We start from the raw sequence: 22,865 nt of genomic DNA on the forward strand, positions 1-22,865 counted from the left end.
GCCCAGGCCCTCCAGGGCGAGGAGCGTCGGCCGCGGCGCGCAGCCGCGGCAGCAGCGTCGTGCGCAGCGAGGCGGCGTCGTGCCGGCTGGTGTGGCTCACGGTGCTCAGCACGCACGCGATCCGTCCGTCCGGCCCGCGCACCGGCACCGCGAGCGCCACCAGTCCCGGCTCGACCAGCTGGTCGTCCACCGCGAAACCGGCCTCGCCCGCCTCGGCGACCCGGGCCGCGAAGTCACCGCCGGCCACCGCGCCCGAGCGGCCCGGGGGCAGGGCGGGGAAGCCGAGCCCCGCCGGATCGGCCGTCCGGCGCTGCCGCCACCGCTCCCACTCCGGTTCGTCCCACTCCGAGGCGAACAGCACGCCCGGCGCGGTGCGCTCCACCGGCAGCAGATCGCCGATGCGGAAGCTCACCGACATCGCCCGGCGCCGGGTCGCCTGGTGGACGAAGCGGATGCCGTCGCCGTCGGCGACCGCGAGCGACACCGACTCGTCCAGCTCGTCCGCGAGCGCGTCGGCGCGCCCGCCCAGCAGGTCGGGCAGCCGCACGGAGGCGAGGTAGGCGTTGCCGAGTTCGAGCAGCCGGGGCGCGAGCACGATGTCGCGGCCCTCGATCCGTACGTATCCCATGCGGGCGAGCGTGCCGGTGACCCGGTCGACCGTGGAGCGGGCGAGTCCCGTGGCGCGTTCGAGTTCGCCGACCGCGAGGCGGCCGCCCGCGTCGGTGAGCCGGCGCAGCACGCCGAGGCCGCGCAGCAGGGGCGTCACCGCCTCGGGCGGCGCGCCGGCGGTCGTGTCGTGGGGTGTCGGTGGCATCGGCTCTCCGTCGTGGATCTTCGCTCCACCGTAGTGAATACGCGTGCGGCACGGACACGGCACCCCGTTGACAGGCGGGCCCGGCCGCGACCAGACTCCCAGCATAGTGAAGAAGTCTTCACTATGCGAACAACCCTTGATTCGACGCGACGAGGAGACCTCATGCACACCACCGTCGGCATCATCGGCGGCGGCCCCTCCGGCCTGCTCCTGGCCCGCCTGCTGCACCGCGCCGGCATCGACAGCGTCGTCCTGGAGAGCCGCGACCGCGCCTACGTCGAACAGCGCCAGCGCGCCGGCATCCTCGAACAGGCCACCGTCGACGCCCTGCGCGCCGTCGGCGCGGGCACCCGCCTCGACGCCGAGGGCCTCCCGCACGACGGCATCGAGCTCCGCCACGACGGCCGCGCCACCCGCATCGACTTCCCCGCCCTGACCGGCGGCCGGCGCGTCTGGGTCTACGCCCAGACCGAGGTGGTCAAGGACCTCGTCGCCCTCCAGCTCGCCGAAGGCGGCCCGCTCCTCTTCGAGGCCGAGGCCGTCGCCGTCGAGGGTGCCGACACCGACCGCCCCCGCATCCGCTACACCCGCGAGGGCCGCGAACAGATACTCACCTGCGACTACGTCGTCGGCTGCGACGGCTACCACGGCGTCACCCGCCGCGCCGTCCCCGAGACCGCGCAGCGCACCTTCGAGCGGACCTACCCCTACTCCTGGCTCGGCATCCTCGCCGACGCCCCGCCCGTCTACGACGAGCTGATCTACGCCCACTCCGAGCGCGGCTTCGCCCTCGCCAGCATGCGCTCGCCGTCCGTCAGCCGGCTCTACCTCCAGGTCCCCAACGGCACCGACCCGGCCGACTGGCCCGACGAGCGCGTCTGGGACGAACTCGACGCCCGCCTCGCCCTGAGCGCCGACCCCGGCTGGCGCCTCACCCGCGGCACCGTCACGCAGAAGGCCGTGCTGCCGATGCGCAGCTCCGTCACCGAGCCGATGCGCTTCGGCCGGATCCTCCTCGCCGGAGACGCGGCGCACATCGTGCCCCCGACCGGCGCCAAGGGCCTCAACCTGGCCGCCGCCGACGTCATCGTCCTCGCCCGAGCCTTCGCCCACCTGCACAAGACCGGCTCCACCGAGCTCCTCGACGCCTACTCCGACACCTGCCTGCGCCGGGTCTGGCGGGCCGAGCACTTCTCGTACGCCATGACCACCACCCTGCACGCCGACCCGGCCCAGTCGCCCTTCGACACCCGTCTCCAGCAGTCCCAGCTGGACCGCATCGCCACCTCCCCGCACGCGGCCGCCGAACTCGCCGAGAACTACACCGGGTTGCCGCTCGACGTCTGACGGGAGACCGCCGGGCGGCTACGCCCCGGGCGACTCCGAGAGCAGGACCACCTCCAGGCGGCGCGGCCCGTGCACCCCCTCCACCCGGTCGAGCTCGATGTCGCTCGTCGCCGACGGCCCGGAGATCCAGGTCAGCGGCCGCTCCGGCGCCAGCCGGGGCAGCGCGAGCGGCACCGACGCCACCACCTGCTCCGGCACCCGCACGACACACAAGTGCAGATCCGGTACGAGGGTCAGAGCGCGGCGCCCCTGGGCCTGGCCGCCGTCGAGGACGATCGTGCCCGTCTCGGCGACGGCGACCGCGCAGCCGGTCACCACCGCGTCCGTCGCGTCCAACTGAAGGGCCGTCAGAGGCCCGTCGTCGCCCCGGAGTTCGACGTCCGCGCCCAGCCCCGACAGCCACTCCGACGGCAGCCCGGGCGGTACGGCGACACTGCGCGCACCGTGCGCGGCGAGCAGCCGGCCGATCAGCTCCGCGAGTCCGTCGGACCCGGTGCGGTGGACGACGGCGCGGTAGTCGGCGAGGTTCTCGTGCAGCAGATCGACGAGCGCGGCCGGATCGTCCGGTGCGTGCTGCCGCCGATAGCGGCGCTCCGGCTCGGGCGCCTCCGGGGCGCCGGCGACGGCGGCCCGGATCCGGGCGAGGACCAGCTCTCTGGAAGAGGTCATGAACGGTTCTTCCTCCACCACTCGCGGAACGGCTCCGCCGGCATCTCCGGCAGGTCACGGCTCTCGGTCCAGGACCCGGCGCCCGGCGGGTTCCTCGGGTGCAGGGCGCGGGTCCGGGCGGCGAGGCGCTCCCCGGCGGCGAGCACGCCCGGCCGGTCGAGCACCCAGCCCGCGGCCTTGACCGCCGCGCGTTCGAGCCGGTGCCCGGGGCCGCCCTGCGCCGCGACCCGCTCGCGCAGGTGCACGAGCACCTCGGGGATGTCGATGGCGACCGGGCACACCTCGTAGCAGGCCCCGCAGAGCGACGAGGCGTACGGCAGCGAGGCGTCGACCTCGCTCGCAGTACCGCGCAGCTGGGGAGTGAGGATCGCGCCGATCGGGCCCGGGTAGACGGAGCCGTAGGCATGGCCGCCGGCCCGCTCGTACACCGGGCAGACGTTCAGGCAGGCCGAGCAGCGGATGCAGCGCAGCGCCTGGCGGCCGGTCGCGTCGGCCAGGACGTCGGTGCGGCCGGCGTCGAGCAGCACCAGATGGAAGTTCTCGGGCCCGTCGCCGTCGGTGGTGCCGGTCCACATCGAGGTGTACGGGTTCATCCGCTCGGCGGTCGAGGAGCGGGGGAGCGTCTGCAGGAAGACCTCCAGGTCCCGCCAGGTGGGCACGACCTTCTCGATGCCCACGACCGAGATCAGGGTCTCGGGGAGGGTGAGGCACATCCGGCCGTTGCCCTCGGACTCGACCACGACGAGCGTGCCGGTCTCGGCGACCATGAAGTTGGCGCCGGAGACGCCGACCTTGGCGCGCAGGAACTTCTCGCGGAGATGGAGCCGGGCGGCTTCGGCGAGTTCGGCGGGATCGTCGGTGAGGTCCTCGGGGGCCGGGCGGCCCCAACGGGCCATCTCGGAGCGGAAGACGTCCCGGATCTCGCCCCGGTTGCGGTGGATCGCCGGGACGAGGATGTGCGAGGGCCGGTCGTCGCCCAACTGGACGATGAGTTCGGCGAGATCGGTCTCGTAGGCGCGGATGCCCTCGGCCGCCAGGGCCTCGTTGAGGCCGATCTCCTGGGTGGCCATCGACTTGACCTTGACGACCTCATGCTGCTCAAGGTCACTGCCGCCGGTCGCTTTGACCAGGTCGGCGACGATCCGGTTGGCCTCGGCGGCGTCCGCCGCCCAGTGCACCGTGCCGCCCGCCGCGGTCACCGCCTCCTCCAACTGGACGAGATAGCGGTCGAGGTGACGGAGCGTGTGGTCCTTGATGCGCCGCCCCGCCTCCCGCAGCTCCGCCCAGTCGTCGAGCTCGGCGACCGCACGGGCCCGCTTGTCGCGGATGGTGTGGGTGGCGTGCCGCAGGTTGGCGCGGAGCGTCTCGTCGCGCACCGCGTCGTGCGCGGCCTTCGGGAAGGCGGGCATGCCGAGAAAAGTGCCGCTCATGCCAGGGGCTCCTCTTCCGTGCTCGCCAGGATCTCCGCGAGGTGCACCGGCCGCATCTCCGGGAACACCTTCATCCGGCTCATCGTGCCACCCAGGTGCATCAGGCACGAGCTGTCCGCCCCGCACAGCACCTCGGCCCCGGTCGACACGGCGTTGCGGACCTTGTCCGCGCCCATCGCCGCCGACACGTCCGGGTTCTTCACCGCGAACGTGCCGCCGAAGCCGCAGCACTCCTCCGCGCCGGGCAGTTCGACCAGCTCCAGGCCCTTGACGGCTTCGAGCAGCCGGCGCGGCCGGTCGCCGAGCCCGAGGAGGCGCAGCCCGTGACAGGAGGGGTGGTAGGTGACCCGGTGCGGGAAGTACGCGCCGACGTCGGTCACACCGAGGACGTCGACCAGGAACTCCGTCAGTTCGTAGGTCCGCGGCCCGAGTTCGGCGGCGCCGGGGCCGAACTGCGGGTAGTGGCGGCGGATCATCGCGGCGCAGGAACCGGAGGGGGTGACCACGTACTCGTACCCCTCGAAGGCGCGCACCGTCCGCCGGACCAGGGGAGCGGTCTCGGCGCGGTAGCCCGTGTTGAACTGCGGCTGCCCGCAGCAGGTCTGGGCGGCCGGGAAGTCGACGGTGACGCCGAGGCGTTCGAGCAGCCGGACGGTCGCCACCCCCGTCGCCGGATACAGGGCGTCGTTGACGCAGGTGACGAACAGGGCGACGCGCATGTGCGGGGTCCTCCGGGTCAGGGGCGCGGCCAGGGCCGCCCGTCGAGTCGTTCGATGTCCCGGTTGAAGCGTTCCAGGACGGCGGCGAAGTCCGCCACCTCCCGGGGCGTCCAGTCGGCGAGCACCCGTTCCAGGCCCTCGACGTTGTAGGAGCGGTCGGCGTCCAGGCGCCGCTCGCCCTCCTCGGTGATGCGGAACTTGCGGGCGATGCCGCCGGCCGGGTCGGGAATCCGCTCGACGACCCCGGCCCGCAGCATGGCCGCCGTCTGCCGGTTGAGCGTGGAGGCGTCCAGGCCGAAGGCGTCGCTGAGCTGGCTGATGGACATCGGCCCGTCCATCCGGATGCGGGTGAGCAGGAGGTACGCGCTCCGGTCGAGGTTGCCGCCGGCCGCCCGTGAGCGCGGCGCGTGGAGCAGCGAGTACCGCGCCAGGAGCATGGTCTCGAACTCGATCAGATGCGTGGGCTTGTCCATCGGCTCAGGATAGGCAGCGGGCAGTGATTGTGCATGTTGCACATCATGTGTACCTTGCACATCGCCGGCGATGTGCCACCCGTCGTTCGCCGTCCAAGGAGCTTCCATGCCCGCCACCACGCCCGCCGCCCGCCCCCAACGCGGGCGGCGATCTCAGCGGCGTGGTGCTGCCGGTGGACGGGGGCTGGTCGGCGGTGCGAGCCGGCCCGCCGCCGGTCACGACCTGCGGCGCGGCTTCCCGGAGCGACCGCTCTTGGGGGCCGCGCCGCCGCCGGTGCGGCCGCCGCCCGGCTTCTGCCCCTGCTTGGACTGCTGCCGCTGCCCGGCGGCCTTCGGCTTCGCCGAGCGTCCGCCCTTCGTGCCCTTCGCGTCCTTCGCGCCCGTGTCCTTGGTCTTGGCCGTCTTCTCGTCGGGGCGCCGGCCGCGCGAACTGTTCACGGTCCGCCCGCGCACGATCCCGATGAAGTCCTCCACCAGATCGGTGGTCGCCTCCTCCGGCCAGGACAGTGCCACCTGCGACTGCGGAGTCCCCGTGATCGTCCGGTACGTGAGGTCCTTGCGGTGGTGGAGCCGCGCGAGCGACTGCGGCACGATCAGCAGCCCGATCCCCGCCGCCACCAGCTCGATCGCGTCGGCCGTCGTCGCCGGGCGCTCGAACGCGGGCTGTCCCGGCGGGCCGTCCCAGTCCAGCGTGTCGTCCAGCGGATGCAGCACGATCTCGTCGGCGACGTCCTCGACGGTCACCTCGTCCGCCGCCGCCACCACGTGGTCCTTGGGGCACACGACGACGGTCAGCTCCGTGTAGAGCGGGATGGCGCTGAGCTCCGTACGGTCCACGGGCAGGCGTACGAAACCGGCGTCGGCACCGCGCTCCCGCAGCAGCGCCGCGGCCTCGCCCGGCTGCACCTGCAGCAGCTCGAGCGGCACGTCGGGCAGCCGCTCCTGCCAGATCCGCACCCACTTGCCCGGCGTCACGCCCGGCACGTACGCCAGCCGGAACGACGGAGCGGCCGGGGCCGGCGCCGGGGCCGCAGCCGGGGCCTCAGCTGGGGCCGGGGCGGCCGCGGAAGCGGAGGGAGCGGGGGTGGGGGAGGTGTCCGAGCCTGTCACCAGGCCAGATTACCGGCCGTGGTCGGCGGCGGCGCCCCTGGCCGATATTCTTGTCGCATGACGCAGCACCAGACCGCCCAGACCATGAAGCCCGCCACCGCGGCGAAGAAGCTGGGTGTGTACCTCGATGCCACCCCCGCCGAGTTCCGCGAGGGTGTCGTCTCCCGTGCCGAGCTCAACGCCCTCCAGACCGATCCGCCGGAGTGGCTGCGCGAGCTGCGCCGCACCGGACCGCACCCCCGCCCCGTCGTGGCGGCCAAGCTCGGCATCTCCATCTCCGGCCTCGCCCGCGGCGGCGTCACGGAGGCGCTCACCACCGAGCAGATCGAGGCCCTCAAGGCAGAGAACCCCGAGTGGCTCCAGAAGGAGCGCGCCACCCAGGCGGAGGTCCGCAAGGAGACCGTCCGCATCAAGGAGATGCACGCAGAGAAGGCGGCGCGGGCGCAGCAGCAGGACTGAGCCCGGGGCGGCCCGGGCCCTGGCGGCCCGGACCGCCCCGCCGCCGCCCTGGACCGCCGGCACAGCCGTGATCCGGCCGCGCCGGCTCCAGCCGCACCGCCGTAGCTCGGGTGCGTCGGCTTCGCCCGTACTGCCGTGTTCCGGGTACGTCGGCTTCGCCCGTACTGCCGTGTTCCGGTTGCGTCGGCTTCGCCCGTACCGCTGTGATCAAGACGCGTGCACTCTGCCCGTACCGTCGTAATTCGGATGCGTCGGCTCTGCCCGTAGTGCTGCAATCGCCGGATGTCACGCGAGACCGAGACACCGGCCGTGCCGGTGACAGACGTGCCCATCACGCTCGACCGCGGGCGGTTCGCCGACGCGGTCACGCCCTGGGAGGACACCGGCTGGCGGGCGGCCGCCCTGGAGTGGGCGGAGCGGGGCCTGGCCCGCCACGGTCTGGCCGAGGCCGGACCGCGCGAGGCGCGGATCAGGCCCTGGTCGATCCTCGTCCGCTTCCGTACCGGAACGAACGCGCGCGACGCGGTCTGGTTCAAGGCGAGCGCGCCCGCCGCCGGGTTCGAGGCGGCGCTCGGAAGCGCGCTCGCCGAGTGGGTGCCCGAGCACGTGATGACGCCGCTCGCGGTCGACGCCGAACGCGGCTGGTCGCTGCTGCCCGACGGGGGCCCGCTCTTCCGGAAGGTCCTCGACGCCGGGGCGGCCGGGCCGGCCGACTGGCCGGCGGCGGTGGGGCAGTACGCGCGGATGCAGCGCGCCCTGACCCCGTACGCCGACCGGATGACCGAGCTGGGCGTGCCCAGCGCCCGGACCGCCCATCTGCCCGGGATCTTCGACCGGCTCGTCGAGGAGAACCCGACCCTGGCCCCGGACGCCCGGCGGTCGCTGCGGGCCCGGCGCCCGCGGCTGCTCGACTGGTGCGCGGAGCTCGACGCCCTCGGCATCCCCGACTCGCTCGACCACTGCGACCTGCACGACGGCCAGGTCCTCGCCCCCGCCCCCGGGCGCTTCACCTTCTTCGACTGGGGCGACGCCGGGGTGGCGCACCCCTTCGCCAGCCTCCTCGTCCCGGCGCGTGACGTGCGCGAACGGTACGGGCCCGAGGCGGTGGCGGGCGTCCGCGACGCGTATCTGGAGCCCTGGACGGACCTCGGCGCGCCGCTGCCCGAGCTGCGCCGCGCCGCGACCCTCGCCGTCCGCCTCGCCGCCATCGGCCGGGCGGTCTCGTGGGGCCGGCTGTTCCCCGGCACACCGGCCGGGGACTGCCACGAGGCGAGCGCCTACTGGGTCGAGGAACTGTTCGCCGAGCCCGACCTGCTCTGACCGCCGTCCGGTCGCCGGTCCCGCCGGGCGACGAGGTGCAGCAGCCGGGCGGTGTGCCGGTACGGGGCCCGTCCGGCTGCCGCGATCTCCAGGCGCTCCAGACGGGCGTAGTACCCGGGGTCGAACTTCACCGTGTCGTCGGGGATGTAGTCGCAGAACACCCGGATCCCGTAGTGGTGCACCTCGCCACATCCCAGCGTGCGGAGCGTCGCGGTCAGTTCCTCGGCCGTGTGCAGCCGCAGCTCGGCGTCGAACATCCCGGTGTGCACGGTCGGCGCGTCGAGCGCCTCCAGGACCGCGTCGGGATCCATCGTCCGCACCGCCGAACGCAGCGCCTCCGAATGGCGGTTCATGGCGATGACCGACACGAGCCCGCCCTCGCGCAGCGCCCCGAGCGCCACGCCGAGCGTCGCCGCCTCGTCCGGCATGTACGGCAACAGGCCGTGGCAGAGCGCCACATCGAACCCGCCGTCCGCCAACTCGGCTGGCAGAGCCCCCACTTCGGCCTGCACGCAGGTGATCAGGTCTGCCACGCCCGCCTCGGCCGCGCGCCGCGCCGCGGTCGCCAGCATGGCCGGCGCGTAGTCGACGACGGTCACGTGGTGGCCGCGAACAGCCAGCCGGACCGCGTCGCCGCCGTCCCCGCCGCCGAGGTCGAGCACGCGCAGCGGCCCACTGCTCAACTCGGCGAGATGAGGCGCCAGATCGGCCTCGGCCACGGCGTAGCGCAGCCGTCCCCACGGTGCCTCCTGCCAGTCCTGCCATGCTGCGACGCCCTGGTCGAAACTCTGCGAAGCCACCGTCACCCCTTCTCGTTGTCGCCGTTGTCGCGGAAATGTCGGTCCAGGTAGTCGATCAGTGCCGGCTCCTTCCCGCGCAGGGCCTCGCGCCGCTCGGCGGGAAGGCCCGCCAGGACGTCCACGAGCACCCGCCTGCGCGGGACGTCGACCATGTTCCCGGCGTACAGCCGGCACTCCGGACACCAGGCGAAGCCGACGCACCGCTCGTAGAGCTCGGACTCGGGCGGGTGGAAGCGGTACTGGTACGAACGGATGGGCGTCCGGCAGTCGGCGCAGACCCGTCGCTCTCCGTCGGCGACGCTCTCCAGGCCGCCCTTGATCCACCTGTACCGGTCCTGCGGCCGTCTCTGTATGCGCACGGGGATCATCCTGCCCGCAACCGCTCCGGTACGGAGTCCCGCAGCGCCCCGATCAGCGCCGCGACCGCCGGATGCGCGCCGGCTCCGCTGCGGAACGCGATCCGGGTCCGGCGACGCACCGGCAGTGCCGTCAGGCGCACTCCGGTCGGCGGGTCCGTCGCTCCCAACTCCGGGACGACAGCCACACCCTGACGGGCCGCCACGAAGGCGAGCACCGTCGCGAACTCGTCCACCTGGTGCCGTACGCGCGGCACGAACCCCGCCGTCCGGCACACCTGCTCGGTCACCGCCCGGCACAGCGTGTCGGGAGCCGCCATGATCCACGGCGCGTCCCGCCAGTGCGCGAGCACCGCCAGGCCGACGGAGCCCTCGGAGTTCTCTGGTGCCGGCGCGGGCGAGGCCAGGTACATCCCCTCCTCGCACAGCGGTTCGGCAGCGAGTCCCGGCTCCAGGGGCGACGGCACCAGGTCGTAGTCGTGGACCAGGGCCACGTCGAGGTCGCCCGCCCGCAGTGCGTGCGCCACTCCGGCCGGATCGGTCTCGGAGACCATCGGCTCCAGGGCCGGATGGCGGGCGGCGAGCAGGACGAGGGCCTCCGGCACGATCGCGCGGGTCGCGGTCGGGAAGGCGCCGATCCGCAGTGGACCGGCCGGCCCGCGCCGGGCCTCGGCGAGCTCGGCCGCCGCCTGCTCCAGGCGTTCGAGTACGGCCTCCGCGTGCCGTACGAGGTTCTCCCCGGCCGGAGTGAGCCGCACCCCGCGGCCGGAGCGTTCCAGGAGCGCCACCCCGGCCTCCCGTTCCAGGGTGCCGAGCTGCTGCGACACCGCCGAAGGGGTGAACGACAGGGCGTCGGCGACCGCGGCGATGGTGCCGCGCAGGGCCAGTTCGCGCAGCAGGCGCAGACGTCGCACATCGAGCATCAGCTCAGCTTACGCTTCGCATCAAAAACGCGAACTGGACCTGAGGGGTCGGCCGCCCGCACCCTCGACGGCATGGCACAGGACTTCATCCCGCACGGGATCCACGTACCGCTCGTCACGCCCTTCGCCCGCGACGGCCGCCCCGACCTCGACGCCCTGGCGGGGCTCGCGCACTCCGTCCTCGACGACGGCGCCGCCGGGCTCGTCGCGCTCGGCACGACCGGCGAGGCCGGCGCCCTCGAACCCGAGGAGCGCCGGGCCGTCGTCGACACCTGCGCCCGGGTCTGCCGGGAACGCGACGCGCAGCTCGTCGTCGGCGCCGGAAGCGGCGCCACCGCCTCCGCCGGCCGTGACCTCGTCGCACTCGCCCGGTGGCCCGAGGCCCGGGCGGCCCTGGTCATCGTCCCGGCCTTCGTGCGCCCCTCGCAGGAGGGGGTGATCGCCCACTTCACCCGGCTCGCCGCCGACAGCCCCGTACCGCTGGTCGTCTACCACATCCCGTACCGCACCGGCCGCTCGCTCGACGCCGCCACCCTCCGCGCCCTCGCGGCCGTCCCCGGCGTGATCGGCGTGAAGCACGCCGTCGGCGGCATCGACCAGGACACCGTCGACCTCCTCGGCGACCTGCCGCCCGGCTTCGCCGTCCTGGCCGGCGACGACACCTTCGCGTCCCCGCTGCTCGCCCTCGGCGCCGCCGGCGGCATCCTCGCCTCGGCGCACCTGGCCACCGACCGCTTCGTCCGGCTCGCCGCGGCCTGGCGCGACGGCGACGCGCCCCGCGCCCGCGCCCTCGGACACCGCCTCGCCCGCCTCTCGGCCCGGCTGTTCGCCGAGCCCAACCCGGTGGTCGTCAAGGCCGTCCTGCACGCCCAGGGCCGCATCCCCACCCCCGACGTCCGCCTCCCGCTCCTCCCGGCGTCCGAGGCGTCGGTGGCGGCGGCCCTGGCGGAACTGGCCGCGCTCGACGCCTCGGATGGGCGAAGTACGCCTGTGACAGCTGAACCGAACCCGTCCGTGGGCACATTCAGGTAGTGATGAGCACCATGATCATGACGCCGTCGAGGGCAAGGCCCAAGCACAAGCAGCCTAGGGAGAGGACGACGTACACGACTGTGCGACGCCCCGAGCGGTGGACGACCACCTTCTCCGGGTCCTGCGGGTCGTAGGCGACCTGGATGCTCTCGGCGCCGGCCCTGCCGTCCACAGTTCGGCTCACGCCCGCAGTGTCCGTGTAGACGTACGTCCTTGAGCTGCCGAGCCGGTCAGGTGTATCAGCGGCGTTCGCCGCTTCGACGGTGATGCCGTGCCGAGTCAGCTGCCACCCCCTGAACGCTGCCCACATCCCCGCGGCGCCGCCTGCGGTGGCCCCCGCGGCTACCAGGCCGTTGAACAGGGTGACGACCGCCAGGATGACGCCGCTCAGCCCGCCCTCCCGGATCCCGATGGTCAGGGCTAGGGCGACGATCAGGAGGCCAACGGCGAGCGCTCCCCACCTCGGGATGCGCTGCCTCCTCTCCGCCGGGGACGTGGTCAGGACTCGCGTGGCGACGAGGCCGGAGCCGTCGACGACCACGTCCCCTTCGGCGCGCTCGGGCAGGGCGCGGTTCACGGCCTCGGCGAAGACCCTGGCTGCTGCCTCGCTCACACCGCCGACCCGGCGGACGGCCGGCGCCACCCCGGCCGCGGCGGTCAGCTCGATGGTGACCGACCGACCCTCGGCGCGTATCCGTTCGATCGCCACCAGAGGAATGCGCAGTTCCTCGTGCGGGCGGCTCAGGAGCAGCACCGCGCCCTCGGCACGCAGGACGGTGCCCTTGCTCCCCTGCAGGACGGGTATGGGCGATGTGATCGACATGATCGTGATCGTAGAGCGTCTCCCGCGGCTCGAAGCGGGATTGCCGCTGCCGCAATCGGCCCTCCGTCACCCCCAGCAGAGTCAGGCTCGCCCGGCTGGTATCGGCGAAGAGCTCGGGATGGAACTCCGTGGCCGGTCGGGGGCCGTACAACGGAGAGTGCACCATCGCCCCTTTACGGACACGGCCTGGTCGGCTCCGGCCGGGCAGCCGCGTCACGAACGCGGAACCGTGGCATGTACACGGCGCGTCCTCCTGTGTGCGCCGGGTGAGCGGAACCCCGGCGCATCACGCCCGAAGCAGGAGGACTCGATGGCCACGCCCGGCACGACCCCGCCCCCCGCCCGGAAGAGCGGCGGCTGCCTCTCGGCGCTGCTGATCATCGCCGTCATCCTCGGCCTCGCCTACGGGGCCTCCAAGTTCTTCGACGACAAGAACAAGTCGTCCTCGTCCTCGTCCTCCTCGTCGTCCTCCGGCGACAAGGACGGCTCCTGGAACGTCGGCGACTGCGGCGGCCCCGACCCGGACGACGCCCCCGACGGCTACCGCGCGGTCGACTGCGGCGACTCCGGCGCGACCTTCAAGGCGCTCGCGGTGATGGACGCCAGCATCCTGCCCGACGCCATCCAGTGCCCGGCCGGCACCGACCTCATCATCCAGGTCAAGATCTCCTTCGGCTCCGGTGGCGACAAGAGCGGCGGCATCCCCAGCAAGACCGTCTGCGGACGCAACCTCTCCGGCACCCACCCGGGCGACGCGGGCGCCGGCGGCGGCCAGCTCGTCAAGGGCGACTGCGTGACCTCCACGGCCCAGGAGGTGCCCTGCGCCCAGGCCGCCGGCAGCGGCTACAAGGTGCTCGACCTGACCAAGGACGTGAAGCAGTGCCCGTCCGGCACCACCGAGCCCATGCGACTCACGCTCGCGATCGGACGCCCGTACGACGTGATCTGCGCCGCCAAGGTCTGAGCACCGTCACACCGTGTGCGCCTCGAAGTCCCAGAAGGGGCGCAGACGTTGGCGAGCCGCGACGGTCTGCGGATGTCGGGCGCCGAGGGTGCGGGCGAGCGTGCGGAGGGCCGTGTCCTCCAGCTTGCCGGCCTCCTCGGCATTCCGTAGGTCCCGCAGGCCGGCGGAGAGCGCGACCTGGCAGGAAAGGGTGAACGGATGCTCGTTGCCGAGAGCCTCCCCGGCCCTCAGCAGGGTTTCGCGGCCGAGCTCGACGCCGTAGTCGAACAGGCCGTTGAGGGTGCGGGCCGCTCCGGTGTTCAGGGCGCAGCCGAGGACCCAGGGGTGATCGGCGCCGAGTGATTCGGTCAGCCCCACGAGCGCGGCCTCCAGGAGGTCGAGCGCGCCGGCCCCTTCGCCCGCGGCCTGCATCGCGAGCGCGGTGCTGATCAGCATGCCGATGGCGACGGGGTGGGCGGAACCGAACAGGTCCCGGAAGCCGGCCTCGGCCTCGTCGACGAGCTCGCGGGCCTCGTCGACGTCGCCGTGCTCCCGAAGGAAGTTGCCGTAGTCGTTGAGGAAGCTCAGCGTCGCGTGATGGCCGCGGCCGTGAACCTGTTCGAGATCCTCGAGAACGGCGGCCATGGCGGCGCCGAGGTCCGGGTGGAGGGCGCCCCCGCTTCGCCGGCACCGGATCAGCTGGACGCGGGCTTCGAGGGTCTGTGGATGCAGGGAGCCCAGCACCAGCTCGTGCATCCGCAGCGTGGACTCCTGGCGGGCCAGGGCCTCCCCGTAGCGGCCGAGCAGCCGCAGGTCCTGGGCGACGGCGAGGCCGGTGGCGAGGGTGGTGACGGTCTGCGGGAGGAGCGCGCGCTCGCTGCGCGCGAGCGTGGCGGTGTCGTGTTCGAAAGCGTCTTCGTAGCTGCCGAGGAGCCGGAGTCCGCGTCCGAGGTCGTTGCGGGCGGCGAGGGTGACGACGTCCGTGTCGCCGAGCAGCCGGTGCGCCTCGCTCAGCGTCCGGTGCTGAAGGTCGTCGGCCTCCTGGTACCGGCCGAGGTGGCGAAGGTCGCTCGCGAGGGCGCCGTCGCAGAGCATGTTGCCGAGCTCGTTGGCGGGGACGGCCTCGCCGAGCCGCTCGCGCAGCCCGAGGTCCACACGCTGGGCGTCGTAGACGCGTCCCTCGGCCCGCAAAAGGCTGCTCTCCTGGACGGTGAGATCGAGCATCGGCTCGGCGAGTGGATCCATGAACTCGGTCCAGGCGGCGCGGATCCTCTCGGCGAGGCGGATCCCGGTGCGGTACTCGCCGCTGTGCACGCTGTAGCGCAGGCAGTTGAGCACGGTGTTCTGGATGCCCCGGCTGCCACTGGTGAGAGCTCCGGAGGGTTCGAGGTGGGGCAGGAGGTCGGCGTAGGAGGGCCAGCCGCGGCTGTCCAGGGGGTTGCCGGGGTCCGCCCAGGGGAGCACGCTGCGGACGGCTTGGCGGTAGGCGTCGCGGCCGTCGCCGTCGGTGAGCTCGGCGACGATGTCGTGGACGTGCCGGTGCATGTGCACCGTGTCCGGGTAGGTGACAAGGGCGCGGGTCTCGCGGGTGAACAAGGAGTAATCGACGAGGGTGTCCAGGGCCCGGTTCCATGCTCGCGCGTCGCCGACCATCCACCGCTGTTCCTTCGGCAGATCCACGGGGAGTTCACGCACGATGCCGAGCGGGATCCGCCCAGGTCCGAACGCCGCGGCAAGGTTGAGAACGTCGAAGGCTTGTGGGTGGTCGCGCCGGAGCTCCGCCAAGAGGATCGACCAGTTGGCGAAGGAGTCGTCGGGGACTCCCGCCACGGCCGCGGGGCCCCCGAAGAGGGAGACCCGCCGTCCCTGGACCATCCGCAGGTACGCGGCGACCTCCATCCCGGATTCGCCGAGCCGGGCGGCGAGCTGGGCGAGCGCCAGCGGCACGTCGCCGAATTCGGCGGCGACTTCATCGGCCTCGGACGCGGTGATGTGCGGGGCGCGCCGCATCAGGTAGGCGGTGGACTCGGTCCGGTCGAAGCCGGGGACCTCGATGACATCGGTGTGCCCGCCCCAGCCACGGTTGCGCGACGTGATCAGTACATGCCCAGTGCCCTGGGGCAGGACGGCCTCGGCGTCGTCGGTGTCGTCCCAGCCGTCGAAGACGACGAGCCAGCGGGAGTGCGGGTCGCCCCGGCGCAGCGCCTCGCGGACGGCGCGGATGCGTTCGCCGGGCTCGTTGCCGGTGGAGAGGCCGAGCTCGACGGCGAGTTCGCCGAAGCGATCGCGCAGGACGGTGCGGTCGTCGGAGTTCACCCACCACACGACGTCGTAGTCGGAGCTGAAGCGGTGGGCGTACTCGGCGGCGATCTGGGTCTTGCCGATGCCGGACATGCCGAGCAGGGTGCACGTCGCACTGCCCCGTTCGGAGTCCATGAGCCGCGTCTGGAGCGTGGTGAGCAGGTCCTCCCGGCCGGTGAAGCGCGGGTTGCTGCGCGGGACCTCGCCCCAGATCGTGGGCGGGGTGTCCGGGTAACGGACGCGAGAGCCCGGCAGGTCGGCGAGGGCGGATCGGCGGCGAGGCTCGACGCAGAGCCGGCTCAGCAGCCGCTTCTCCGCCTCCTCCTCGCCGATGGACCAGAGGCTTGCCGGCTCCAGCACTCTGGCCGCCGGGAGCAGGGTCCGGTTGGTGATGTCGACCGCGGCGAACCGCTCGGCGTGGGCCGCGACGAAGCCGCGCAGCACCTCGTTCCACTCGTCCGCCGAACGTGGGCCGACGCCGAAGATCCGGTCGCTGAGGACGAGAAGGACCCTGCCGCGAGCGAGCAGCAGGTCCTTGAAGTAGTCCTCCAGGGGCACCTCCCGCAGCGGATCCCAGCGCTGCAGCGCCACGCGGCAGCCGTGGGTCTCCAGCCGCTGGGCGAGCCACGCCGCCCAGGGGCGGTGGTAGCCGGGAAAGACGACCGTGAGGTGCCGGAGGTCCTCCGGGCTCGTCGTGGGCGCCTGCCCGCCTTCTCGTACGTCCGTGCTCGGTGTGGGTCTCGCCTCGGCCTGCTCCTTCCGCTCCCTGAGGAGCGCCACCTCCTCCTGGAGTTCCACGCAGCGCTGCTCGACGCCCGCAACGCGCTGCTCCGTCGCCCTCAGTGCCTCGCGCAGTTCCGCCACCCGTCGGAGGAGCGCCCTGCTCCACGCCGCGTCCGGGCGGCCGTACGCGGCGTTCGTCACCCAGGGCAGGTCGCCCGTCGCGTTCTGTCCGAACTGCTGGGGTTCCGGGGAGCCGCGTTCGAGGAGTGCCGACCGGGACGCCTGCCATATGGTGTTGAGCGTCAGTTCGGGGCCGGCCGCGGGCAGGCCACTCTCGAGGATGTCGATCAGGACCCCGGTGAACTCGGGGTAGGGCTGCTCGTCGTGGGCGAAGGCCCGCTGGGTGCTGGAGGCCGAGGTCAGCAGGTACGTGCCCTCGACCGTCTGTTCGGAGAGCTCCGCCCGGGTGATGCCCTGCGGCCCCATGCTGCCGGCCAGTCCGCTGTAGCAGCAGTCGAGCAGCACGATGCGCCGCCTGGCCCGGTTTCCGGCCCGGAGCGTCCGGCGGACGTCGTCGTAGACGATGCTGCCGATCTGCGGATGCTCGTCGTCCGCGCCGGTCAGGGCCAGATGAAGCTGTTGTCCGCCTCTGTCGCGCAGTCCGTGTCCCGCGAAGTACAGCAGCAGGGTGTCCGTGGTGGCCTGGGCCGCCTCCTTGATCGCGGCGAGGATCTCGTCCCGCCCCGCCTGAGCGCCGAAGACCGTGACGTTGTCCTCGTGCAGCCCCCAGACCGCGGGGTCCCGAAGCAGCTCGGCCAGGCGGTCGCGCCCTCGGCCGACGGGGCGCAGTGAGGGCAGGTGCCGGTACTCCTCGATGCCGATCAGCACGGCACGGCTCGCCCCTGGGTCAGGAAGCGCCACCGTCTTCTCCGCCCTCGCGCTCGCCGTCGGAGCCCTGCTGATCGTCCGCGGGAGCCAGGAGTTCCACGATGCGCGCGGCGGTCTCCGGCGAGGCGTCGGTCACCGTGATCCGGGCGCCGTCCCGCTCGATGACCACGGCCGCGTCCTGCCGGCGACGGGGCAACGAGGCACGGAAGGCCATGTGCGCGTAGAGAGCCCGGCGGCCGAGAAGCCCGATCCCACGAGCAGTTGGATCCAGCCGGACGGGTCCCCGCTCATCGCACCGGAACCCCTGCCGGGCTCGCCTCCCGACCGGGAGATCTCCGCGTGGAGACCCACCCCCCGGTCCTCGGTGAGCCAGTCGTGGAGCGCCTGCGTGAGCTCTTCGTCCTCCGGGCCCTGCTCGGACCCGTCGGAAGCCACCACCAGCCGGATCTGCATACGATTCCCCCTTCTGGCCGCCGTCCCGCAGGGAGATTCTGCACGGTGAGCGTCCGGGTGAACCTCAGTTCTCGACCCTCGTTCGGTTCGCGCACTGATTTCGTGCACTGATGCCGTGCACCGATTCCGCGAACCGCATTCGTGTGCCGGTCAGCGGTGCATCGCCGCCCGGCGGTCCACCGTCGCGACAGCCGTGTTCACGAGGGCGACGACCCCGAAGGCGAGGGCCCATGCGGGGTGCCCGACGCCGTACAGCGCGGCCACCGCGGAGCCGAAGACCAGCGCCTTCACGGCGAGGATCCCCGGCAGCGGGACCGGGACGCGTGCCTTGGGCGCGGCGAACAGGCCCCACACGACGGCCGCCGCGGCGGGCGCCGCGACGGCGATAACCAGCCGCAGGGCGACGGGCGCCACGCTCTCCCAGCCCCACCAGGCGAGGCAGCCGAGGGCCGCGAGTTCCAGGAGGAACGCGAGGCCCTCGTTGAACACGTGCAGGGGAGTGGGGAGTCTCATGGAGGTCATTCTGCGCCAGGATCGCACCGATCGCGCCTGCCGGTGTTCACTTCTCGACCAACCTCGATCGACTCGCCAACCAGCCTCACCAGACGGTCGCATGACGTTTCGTCAGATCAACAATGCGTAACGGAAAAGGATACGGCGGGCGGAATCCTTCCCTCCGGTAGTGGCGTCCTGGGATCTTGCGTCCACCCCACACCACACAGGGCCCGGCCGGTGCCACCCGCACCACCGGACCATCGGAGGACGCAGTGTTTTCCCACATATCGAACCGGATATCGCACCGGCTGAGAATGCCGGTCGCGGCCGCGGCCGTCGTAGGCGCCACCGTCGCCCTCGCCACCCCCGCCCAGGCCACCATCGAGCCCACGGGCGGGCCCCGGACCCAGGCCCCCGCCGCCAAGTCCGCCCCGCGGACGGCCGCCACGACGCAGCAGATCGCCGGCGTGCAGCAGACCGCCGGCGCCTGGGCCGCCGGCACCCGCGCCTATCTGGTGATCACGACGCCCGGCGACACCACCGCCGTCCGCAACGCGGTCGCCGCCAACGGCGGCAGCGTCTTCGCCTCCTACGACGCCATCGGCGTCGTCGTCGCCCACTCGACCTCCGCCTCCTTCGCCGCCACGATGCGCGGCGTGACCGGCGTCCAGCAGGTCGGCGCGACCCGTACCTCCGACGTCCCCGCGGACGCGTACAACCCGGCGCTGCCCGCCAACCCGAGTCAGTCCACGACCACGCTGACCGAGTCGAACCGCTGGGACATGACCCAGATCAAGGCGGACCAGGCGTGGGCCGTCACCACCGGCTCCGCGTCCGTGAAGGTCGGCGTCCTCGACACCGGCGTCGACGACCAGCACCAGGACATCGCGCCCAACTTCGACGCCGCCGACTCCGTCTCCTGCGCCTACGGCAAGGCCGACACCCGCGTCGGCGCCTGGCGGGACGTCGACACCCACGGCACGCACGTCGCCGGCACCATCGCCGCCGCGAAGAACGGCAAGGGCGTCATCGGTGTCGCGCCCGGCGTGAAGATCGCCTCGGTCCGCATCGCGGAGCCCACGAGCACGCTGTTCTACGCCGAGAACACCGTCTGCGCCCTGATGTGGGCGGGTGACCACGGCTTCAAGGTCACCAACAACAGCTACTACACCGACCCGTGGCAGTTCAACTGCCCGGACAACGCCGACCAGGCCGCCATCATCGAGGGCGTCCGGCGCGCCCAGGCGTACGCCGAGTCCAAGGGCTCGCTGCAGGTCGCCGCGGCCGGAAACTCCAACTACGACCTGGCGAACAAGACGACCGACAGCGACAGCCCCAACGACTCCACGCCGGTCACCCGCACCATCACCAACGCCTGCCTCGACATCCCGACCGAGCTGCCCGGCGTCGTGACGGTCGCCGCCCAGGCCAGCGGCGGCGCCAAGGCCTCGTACTCCAACTTCGGCAACGGCGTCATCGACATCGCCGCGCCCGGCGGCGACGGCACGACCGGTGTCTACTCGACGCTCCCGGGCGGCAAGTACGGCACCAAGAGCGGCACGTCGATGGCCTCCCCGCACGTGACGGGCGTCGCCGCGCTCATCGCCAGCGTCAACCCGACGTACACCCCGGCGGACATCCGTGCCGCGCTCGCCGCGCAGGCCACGGACAAGGCGTGCCCCGCCGACACCCGCTGCACCGGCACCACCGCCAACAACGGCTTCTTCGGCGAAGGCGCGGTCGACGCCCTGAAGGCGGTCTCGGGCTCGACCCCGCCGCCCACCGGCCCGTACTTCGAGAACCTGACCGACGTCGCGATCCCCGACAACACCACCGTCGAGAGCCCGATCACGGTCTCCGGCGTCACGGGCAACGCCCCCGCCACCCTCAAGCTCGGCGTCGACATCAAGCACACCTACCGCGGCGACCTCGTCGTCTCCCTCGTCGCGCCCGACGGCACCGTGTACCTGCTGGAGGACTTCCCGAACAGCGACAGCACGGACGACGTCCTCAAGACCTACACGGTCGACGCCTCCGCCGAGACGGCGAACGGCGTCTGGAAGCTCCGCGTCCAGGACACCGCGACCCAGGACACGGGCCGCATCGACGCCTGGAACCTGACCTTCTAGGCCTCCCGGTCCACTGGGACCGCCCGGTCCTCGTGGACCTGTTCGCACCGTGAACGCGCGGTGAGCCCCCGGGAGTCGACTCCCGGGGGCTCACCGCGCGTTCACGGTGCGAACAGGTCCACGAGGACCGGGCGGTCCCAGTGGACCGGGAGGCCTAGAAGGTCAGGTTCCAGGCGTCGATGCGGCCCGTGTCCTGGGTCGCGGTGTCCTGGACGCGGAGCTTCCAGACGCCGTTCGCCGTCTCGGCGGAGGCGTCGACCGTGTAGGTCTTGAGGACGTCGTCCGTGCTGTCGCTGTTCGGGAAGTCCTCCAGCAGGTACACGGTGCCGTCGGGCGCGACGAGGGAGACGACGAGGTCGCCGCGGTAGGTGTGCTTGATGTCGACGCCGAGCTTGAGGGTGGCGGGGGCGTTGCCCGTGACGCCGGAGACCGTGATCGGGCTCTCGACGGTGGTGTTGTCGGGGATCGCGACGTCGGTCAGGTTCTCGAAGTACGGGCCGGTGGGCGGCGGGGTCGAGCCCGAGACCGCCTTCAGGGCGTCGACCGCGCCTTCGCCGAAGAAGCCGTTGTTGGCGGTGGTGCCGGTGCAGCGGGTGTCGGCGGGGCACGCCTTGTCCGTGGCCTGCGCGGCGAGCGCGGCACGGATGTCCGCCGGGGTGTACGTCGGGTTGACGCTGGCGATGAGCGCGGCGACGCCCGTCACGTGCGGGGAGGCCATCGACGTGCCGCTCTTGGTGCCGTACTTGCCGCCCGGGAGCGTCGAGTAGACACCGGTCGTGCCGTCGCCGCCGGGCGCGGCGATGTCGATGACGCCGTTGCCGAAGTTGGAGTACGAGGCCTTGGCGCCGCCGCTGGCCTGGGCGGCGACCGTCACGACGCCGGGCAGCTCGGTCGGGATGTCGAGGCAGGCGTTGGTGATGGTGCGGGTGACCGGCGTGGAGTCGTTGGGGCTGTCGCTGTCGGTCGTCTTGTTCGCCAGGTCGTAGTTGGAGTTTCCGGCCGCGGCGACCTGCAGCGAGCCCTTGGACTCGGCGTACGCCTGGGCGCGCCGGACGCCCTCGATGATGGCGGCCTGGTCGGCGTTGTCCGGGCAGTTGAACTGCCACGGGTCGGTGTAGTAGCTGTTGTTGGTGACCTTGAAGCCGTGGTCACCCGCCCACATCAGGGCGCAGACGGTGTTCTCGGCGTAGAACAGCGTGCTCGTGGGCTCCGCGATGCGGACCGAGGCGATCTTCACGCCGGGCGCGACACCGATGACGCCCTTGCCGTTCTTCGCGGCGGCGATGGTGCCGGCGACGTGCGTGCCGTGGGTGTCGACGTCCCGCCAGGCGCCGACGCGGGTGTCGGCCTTGCCGTAGGCGCAGGAGACGGAGTCGGCGGCGTCGAAGTTGGGCGCGATGTCCTGGTGCTGGTCGTCGACGCCGGTGTCGAGGACGCCGACCTTCACGGACGCGGAGCCGGTGGTGACGGCCCACGCCTGGTCCGCCTTGATCTGGGTCATGTCCCAGCGGTTCGACTCGGTCAGCGTGGTCGTGGACTGACTCGGGTTGGCGGGCAGCGCCGGGTTGTACGCGTCCGCGGGGACGTCGGAGGTACGGGTCGCGCCGACCTGCTGGACGCCGGTCACGCCGCGCATCGTGGCGGCGAAGGAGGCGGAGGTCGAGTGGGCGACGACGACGCCGATGGCGTCGTAGGAGGCGAAGACGCTGCCGCCGTTGGCGGCGACCGCGTTGCGGACGGCGGTGGTGTCGCCGGGCGTCGTGATCACCAGATAGGCGCGGGTGCCGGCGGCCCAGGCGCCGGCGGTCTGCTGCACGCCGGCGATCTGCTGCGTCGTGGCGGCCGTCCGCGGGGCGGACTTGGCGGCGGGGGCCTGGGTCCGGGGCCCGCCCGTGGGCTCGATGGTGGCCTGGGCGGGGGTGGCGAGGGCGACGGTGGCGCCTACGACGGCCGCGGCCGCGACCGGCATTCTCAGCCGGTGCGATATCCGGTTCGATATGTGGGAAAACACTGCGTCCTCCGATGGTCCGGTGGTGCGGGTGGCACCGGCCGGGCCCTGTGTGGTGTGGGGTGGACGCAAGATCCCAGGACGCCACTACCGGAGGGAAGGATTCCGCCCGCCGTATCCTTTTCCGTTACGCATTGTTGATCTGACGAAACGTCATGCGACCGTCTGGTGAGGCTGGTTGGCGAGTCGATCGAGGTTGGTCGAGAAGTGAACACCGGCAGGCGCGATCGGTGCGATCCTGGCGCAGAATGACCTCCATGAGACTCCCCACTCCCCTGCACGTGTTCAACGAGGGCCTCGCGTTCCTCCTGGAACTCGCGGCCCTCGGCTGCCTCGCCTGGTGGGGCTGGGAGAGCGTGGCGCCCGTCGCCCTGCGGCTGGTTATCGCCGTCGCGGCGCCCGCCGCGGCGGCCGTCGTGTGGGGCCTGTTCGCCGCGCCCAAGGCACGCGTCCCGGTCCCGCTGCCGGGGATCCTCGCCGTGAAGGCGCTGGTCTTCGGCTCCGCGGTGGCCGCGCTGTACGGCGTCGGGCACCCCGCATGGGCCCTCGCCTTCGGGGTCGTCGCCCTCGTGAACACGGCTGTCGCGACGGTGGACCGCCGGGCGGCGATGCACCGCTGACCGGCACACGAATGCGGTTCGCGGAATCGG

Annotated in this window: 21 protein-coding genes; 7 read left to right on the top strand and 14 right to left on the bottom strand. The window is 72.6% G+C overall.

Going from position 1 to position 22,865, the window contains the following annotated elements:
* Positions 1–814 (bottom strand): IclR family transcriptional regulator (locus ACWEV0_RS27370; RefSeq protein ID WP_453152180.1); only part of this gene is annotated, 814 nt, incomplete at its 3' end.
* A 162-nt stretch (positions 815–976) separates the two neighbouring features.
* Between ACWEV0_RS27370 and ACWEV0_RS27375 the strand changes: the two genes are divergently transcribed.
* Entirely contained in the window at positions 977–2,161 is a 1,185-nt protein-coding gene (locus ACWEV0_RS27375) for a 4-hydroxybenzoate 3-monooxygenase (protein ID WP_453152181.1), read from the top strand.
* 18 nt (positions 2,162–2,179) lie between these two features.
* Here ACWEV0_RS27375 and ACWEV0_RS27380 read toward each other — a convergent pair whose 3' ends face one another.
* The 5 genes from ACWEV0_RS27380 to ACWEV0_RS27400 all read right to left on the bottom strand — a co-directional run bounded on the left by ACWEV0_RS27380 (position 2,180) and on the right by ACWEV0_RS27400 (position 6,445).
* A complete protein-coding gene (locus ACWEV0_RS27380; protein WP_453152183.1) occupies positions 2,180–2,830 on the bottom strand; it encodes a LutC/YkgG family protein in 651 nt (216 codons plus the stop codon).
* Positions 2,827–4,260 (bottom strand): lactate utilization protein B, encoded by a 1,434-nt coding sequence (locus tag ACWEV0_RS27385; protein WP_453152184.1) that lies wholly within the window; start codon positions 4,258–4,260, stop codon positions 2,827–2,829. The genes ACWEV0_RS27380 and ACWEV0_RS27385 overlap by 4 nt, the downstream gene beginning before the upstream one ends.
* Positions 4,257–4,979, bottom strand: a complete 723-nt coding sequence (locus ACWEV0_RS27390) for a (Fe-S)-binding protein (protein ID WP_453152186.1) — start codon at positions 4,977–4,979, stop codon at positions 4,257–4,259. Before ACWEV0_RS27390 ends, ACWEV0_RS27385 begins: the two co-directional genes overlap by 4 nt.
* A gap of 17 nt (positions 4,980–4,996) precedes the next feature.
* The gene (locus tag ACWEV0_RS27395) at positions 4,997–5,452 is read right to left on the bottom strand and encodes a MarR family winged helix-turn-helix transcriptional regulator (protein ID WP_453152187.1); all 456 of its coding nucleotides are present in this window, start codon (positions 5,450–5,452) and stop codon (positions 4,997–4,999) included.
* 216 nt (positions 5,453–5,668) lie between these two features.
* On the bottom strand, positions 5,669–6,445 hold the full coding sequence (locus tag ACWEV0_RS27400; protein ID WP_453152201.1) for a LysR family substrate-binding domain-containing protein: 777 nt from the start codon (positions 6,443–6,445) through the stop codon (positions 5,669–5,671).
* Between the two features lie 174 nt (positions 6,446–6,619).
* Here ACWEV0_RS27400 and ACWEV0_RS27405 point away from each other — a divergent pair, with 174 nt between their 5' ends.
* Together ACWEV0_RS27405 and ACWEV0_RS27410 are read left to right on the top strand one after the other, a co-directional pair.
* Positions 6,620–7,021, top strand: a complete 402-nt coding sequence (locus ACWEV0_RS27405) for a DUF5997 family protein (RefSeq protein ID WP_453152188.1) — start codon at positions 6,620–6,622, stop codon at positions 7,019–7,021.
* A 282-nt stretch (positions 7,022–7,303) separates the two neighbouring features.
* Complete coding sequence (locus tag ACWEV0_RS27410; RefSeq protein ID WP_453152189.1) at positions 7,304–8,341, top strand: phosphotransferase; 1,038 nt, start codon at positions 7,304–7,306, stop codon at positions 8,339–8,341.
* Here ACWEV0_RS27410 and ACWEV0_RS27415 read toward each other — a convergent pair.
* Genes ACWEV0_RS27415 through ACWEV0_RS27425 form a run of 3 tightly spaced genes read right to left on the bottom strand, consistent with a single transcriptional unit; the run spans position 8,299 to position 10,420 of the window.
* Positions 8,299–9,141, bottom strand: a complete 843-nt coding sequence (locus tag ACWEV0_RS27415; protein ID WP_453152190.1) for a methyltransferase domain-containing protein — start codon at positions 9,139–9,141, stop codon at positions 8,299–8,301. The two genes, ACWEV0_RS27410 and ACWEV0_RS27415, sit on opposite strands and share 43 nt — an antisense overlap.
* Before the next feature lie 2 nt (positions 9,142–9,143).
* Entirely contained in the window at positions 9,144–9,500 is a 357-nt protein-coding gene (locus ACWEV0_RS27420) for a hypothetical protein (protein ID WP_453152191.1), read from the bottom strand.
* Between the two features lie 5 nt (positions 9,501–9,505).
* Entirely contained in the window at positions 9,506–10,420 is a 915-nt protein-coding gene (locus ACWEV0_RS27425) for a LysR substrate-binding domain-containing protein (protein WP_453152192.1), read from the bottom strand.
* A gap of 72 nt (positions 10,421–10,492) precedes the next feature.
* On the opposite strand from ACWEV0_RS27425, the gene ACWEV0_RS27430 reads away from it, so the two are divergent.
* On the top strand, positions 10,493–11,452 hold the full coding sequence (locus ACWEV0_RS27430) for a 4-hydroxy-tetrahydrodipicolinate synthase family protein (protein ID WP_453152193.1): 960 nt from the start codon (positions 10,493–10,495) through the stop codon (positions 11,450–11,452).
* Here ACWEV0_RS27430 and ACWEV0_RS27435 read toward each other — a convergent pair.
* On the bottom strand, positions 11,445–12,275 hold the full coding sequence (locus ACWEV0_RS27435; protein ID WP_453152195.1) for a hypothetical protein: 831 nt from the start codon (positions 12,273–12,275) through the stop codon (positions 11,445–11,447). The genes ACWEV0_RS27430 and ACWEV0_RS27435 overlap by 8 nt on opposite strands.
* Positions 12,276–12,585: 310 nt before the next feature.
* Here ACWEV0_RS27435 and ACWEV0_RS27440 point away from each other — a divergent pair, with 310 nt between their 5' ends.
* Positions 12,586–13,239 (top strand): LppU/SCO3897 family protein, encoded by a 654-nt coding sequence (locus ACWEV0_RS27440; protein ID WP_453152196.1) that lies wholly within the window; start codon positions 12,586–12,588, stop codon positions 13,237–13,239.
* 6 nt (positions 13,240–13,245) lie between these two features.
* Here the strand turns inward: ACWEV0_RS27440 and fxsT are convergent, their stop codons facing one another.
* From fxsT to ACWEV0_RS27455, 3 genes are all read right to left on the bottom strand, one after another.
* Positions 13,246–17,163, bottom strand: a complete 3,918-nt coding sequence (gene fxsT / locus ACWEV0_RS27445) for an FxSxx-COOH system tetratricopeptide repeat protein (protein WP_453152197.1) — start codon at positions 17,161–17,163, stop codon at positions 13,246–13,248.
* Positions 17,150–17,326 (bottom strand): hypothetical protein, encoded by a 177-nt coding sequence (locus ACWEV0_RS27450; RefSeq protein WP_453152198.1) that lies wholly within the window; start codon positions 17,324–17,326, stop codon positions 17,150–17,152. The genes fxsT and ACWEV0_RS27450 overlap by 14 nt, the downstream gene beginning before the upstream one ends.
* 407 nt (positions 17,327–17,733) lie before the next feature.
* A complete protein-coding gene (locus ACWEV0_RS27455) occupies positions 17,734–18,096 on the bottom strand; it encodes a YrdB family protein (protein ID WP_453152199.1) in 363 nt (120 codons plus the stop codon).
* 296 nt (positions 18,097–18,392) lie between these two features.
* Here ACWEV0_RS27455 and ACWEV0_RS27460 point away from each other — a divergent pair, with 296 nt between their 5' ends.
* A complete protein-coding gene (locus ACWEV0_RS27460; protein ID WP_453152200.1) occupies positions 18,393–20,207 on the top strand; it encodes a S8 family serine peptidase in 1,815 nt (604 codons plus the stop codon).
* A gap of 154 nt (positions 20,208–20,361) precedes the next feature.
* Here the strand turns inward: ACWEV0_RS27460 and ACWEV0_RS27465 are convergent, their stop codons facing one another.
* Positions 20,362–22,176, bottom strand: coding sequence for a S8 family serine peptidase (locus ACWEV0_RS27465; protein WP_453152200.1), 1,815 nt, complete (start codon positions 22,174–22,176; stop codon positions 20,362–20,364).
* A gap of 296 nt (positions 22,177–22,472) precedes the next feature.
* Here ACWEV0_RS27465 and ACWEV0_RS27470 point away from each other — a divergent pair, with 296 nt between their 5' ends.
* Positions 22,473–22,835, top strand: a complete 363-nt coding sequence (locus ACWEV0_RS27470; RefSeq protein WP_453152199.1) for a YrdB family protein — start codon at positions 22,473–22,475, stop codon at positions 22,833–22,835.
* Positions 22,836–22,865: the final 30 nt, after the last annotated feature.

Source organism: Streptomyces sp. NPDC003943 (assembly GCF_053605265.1).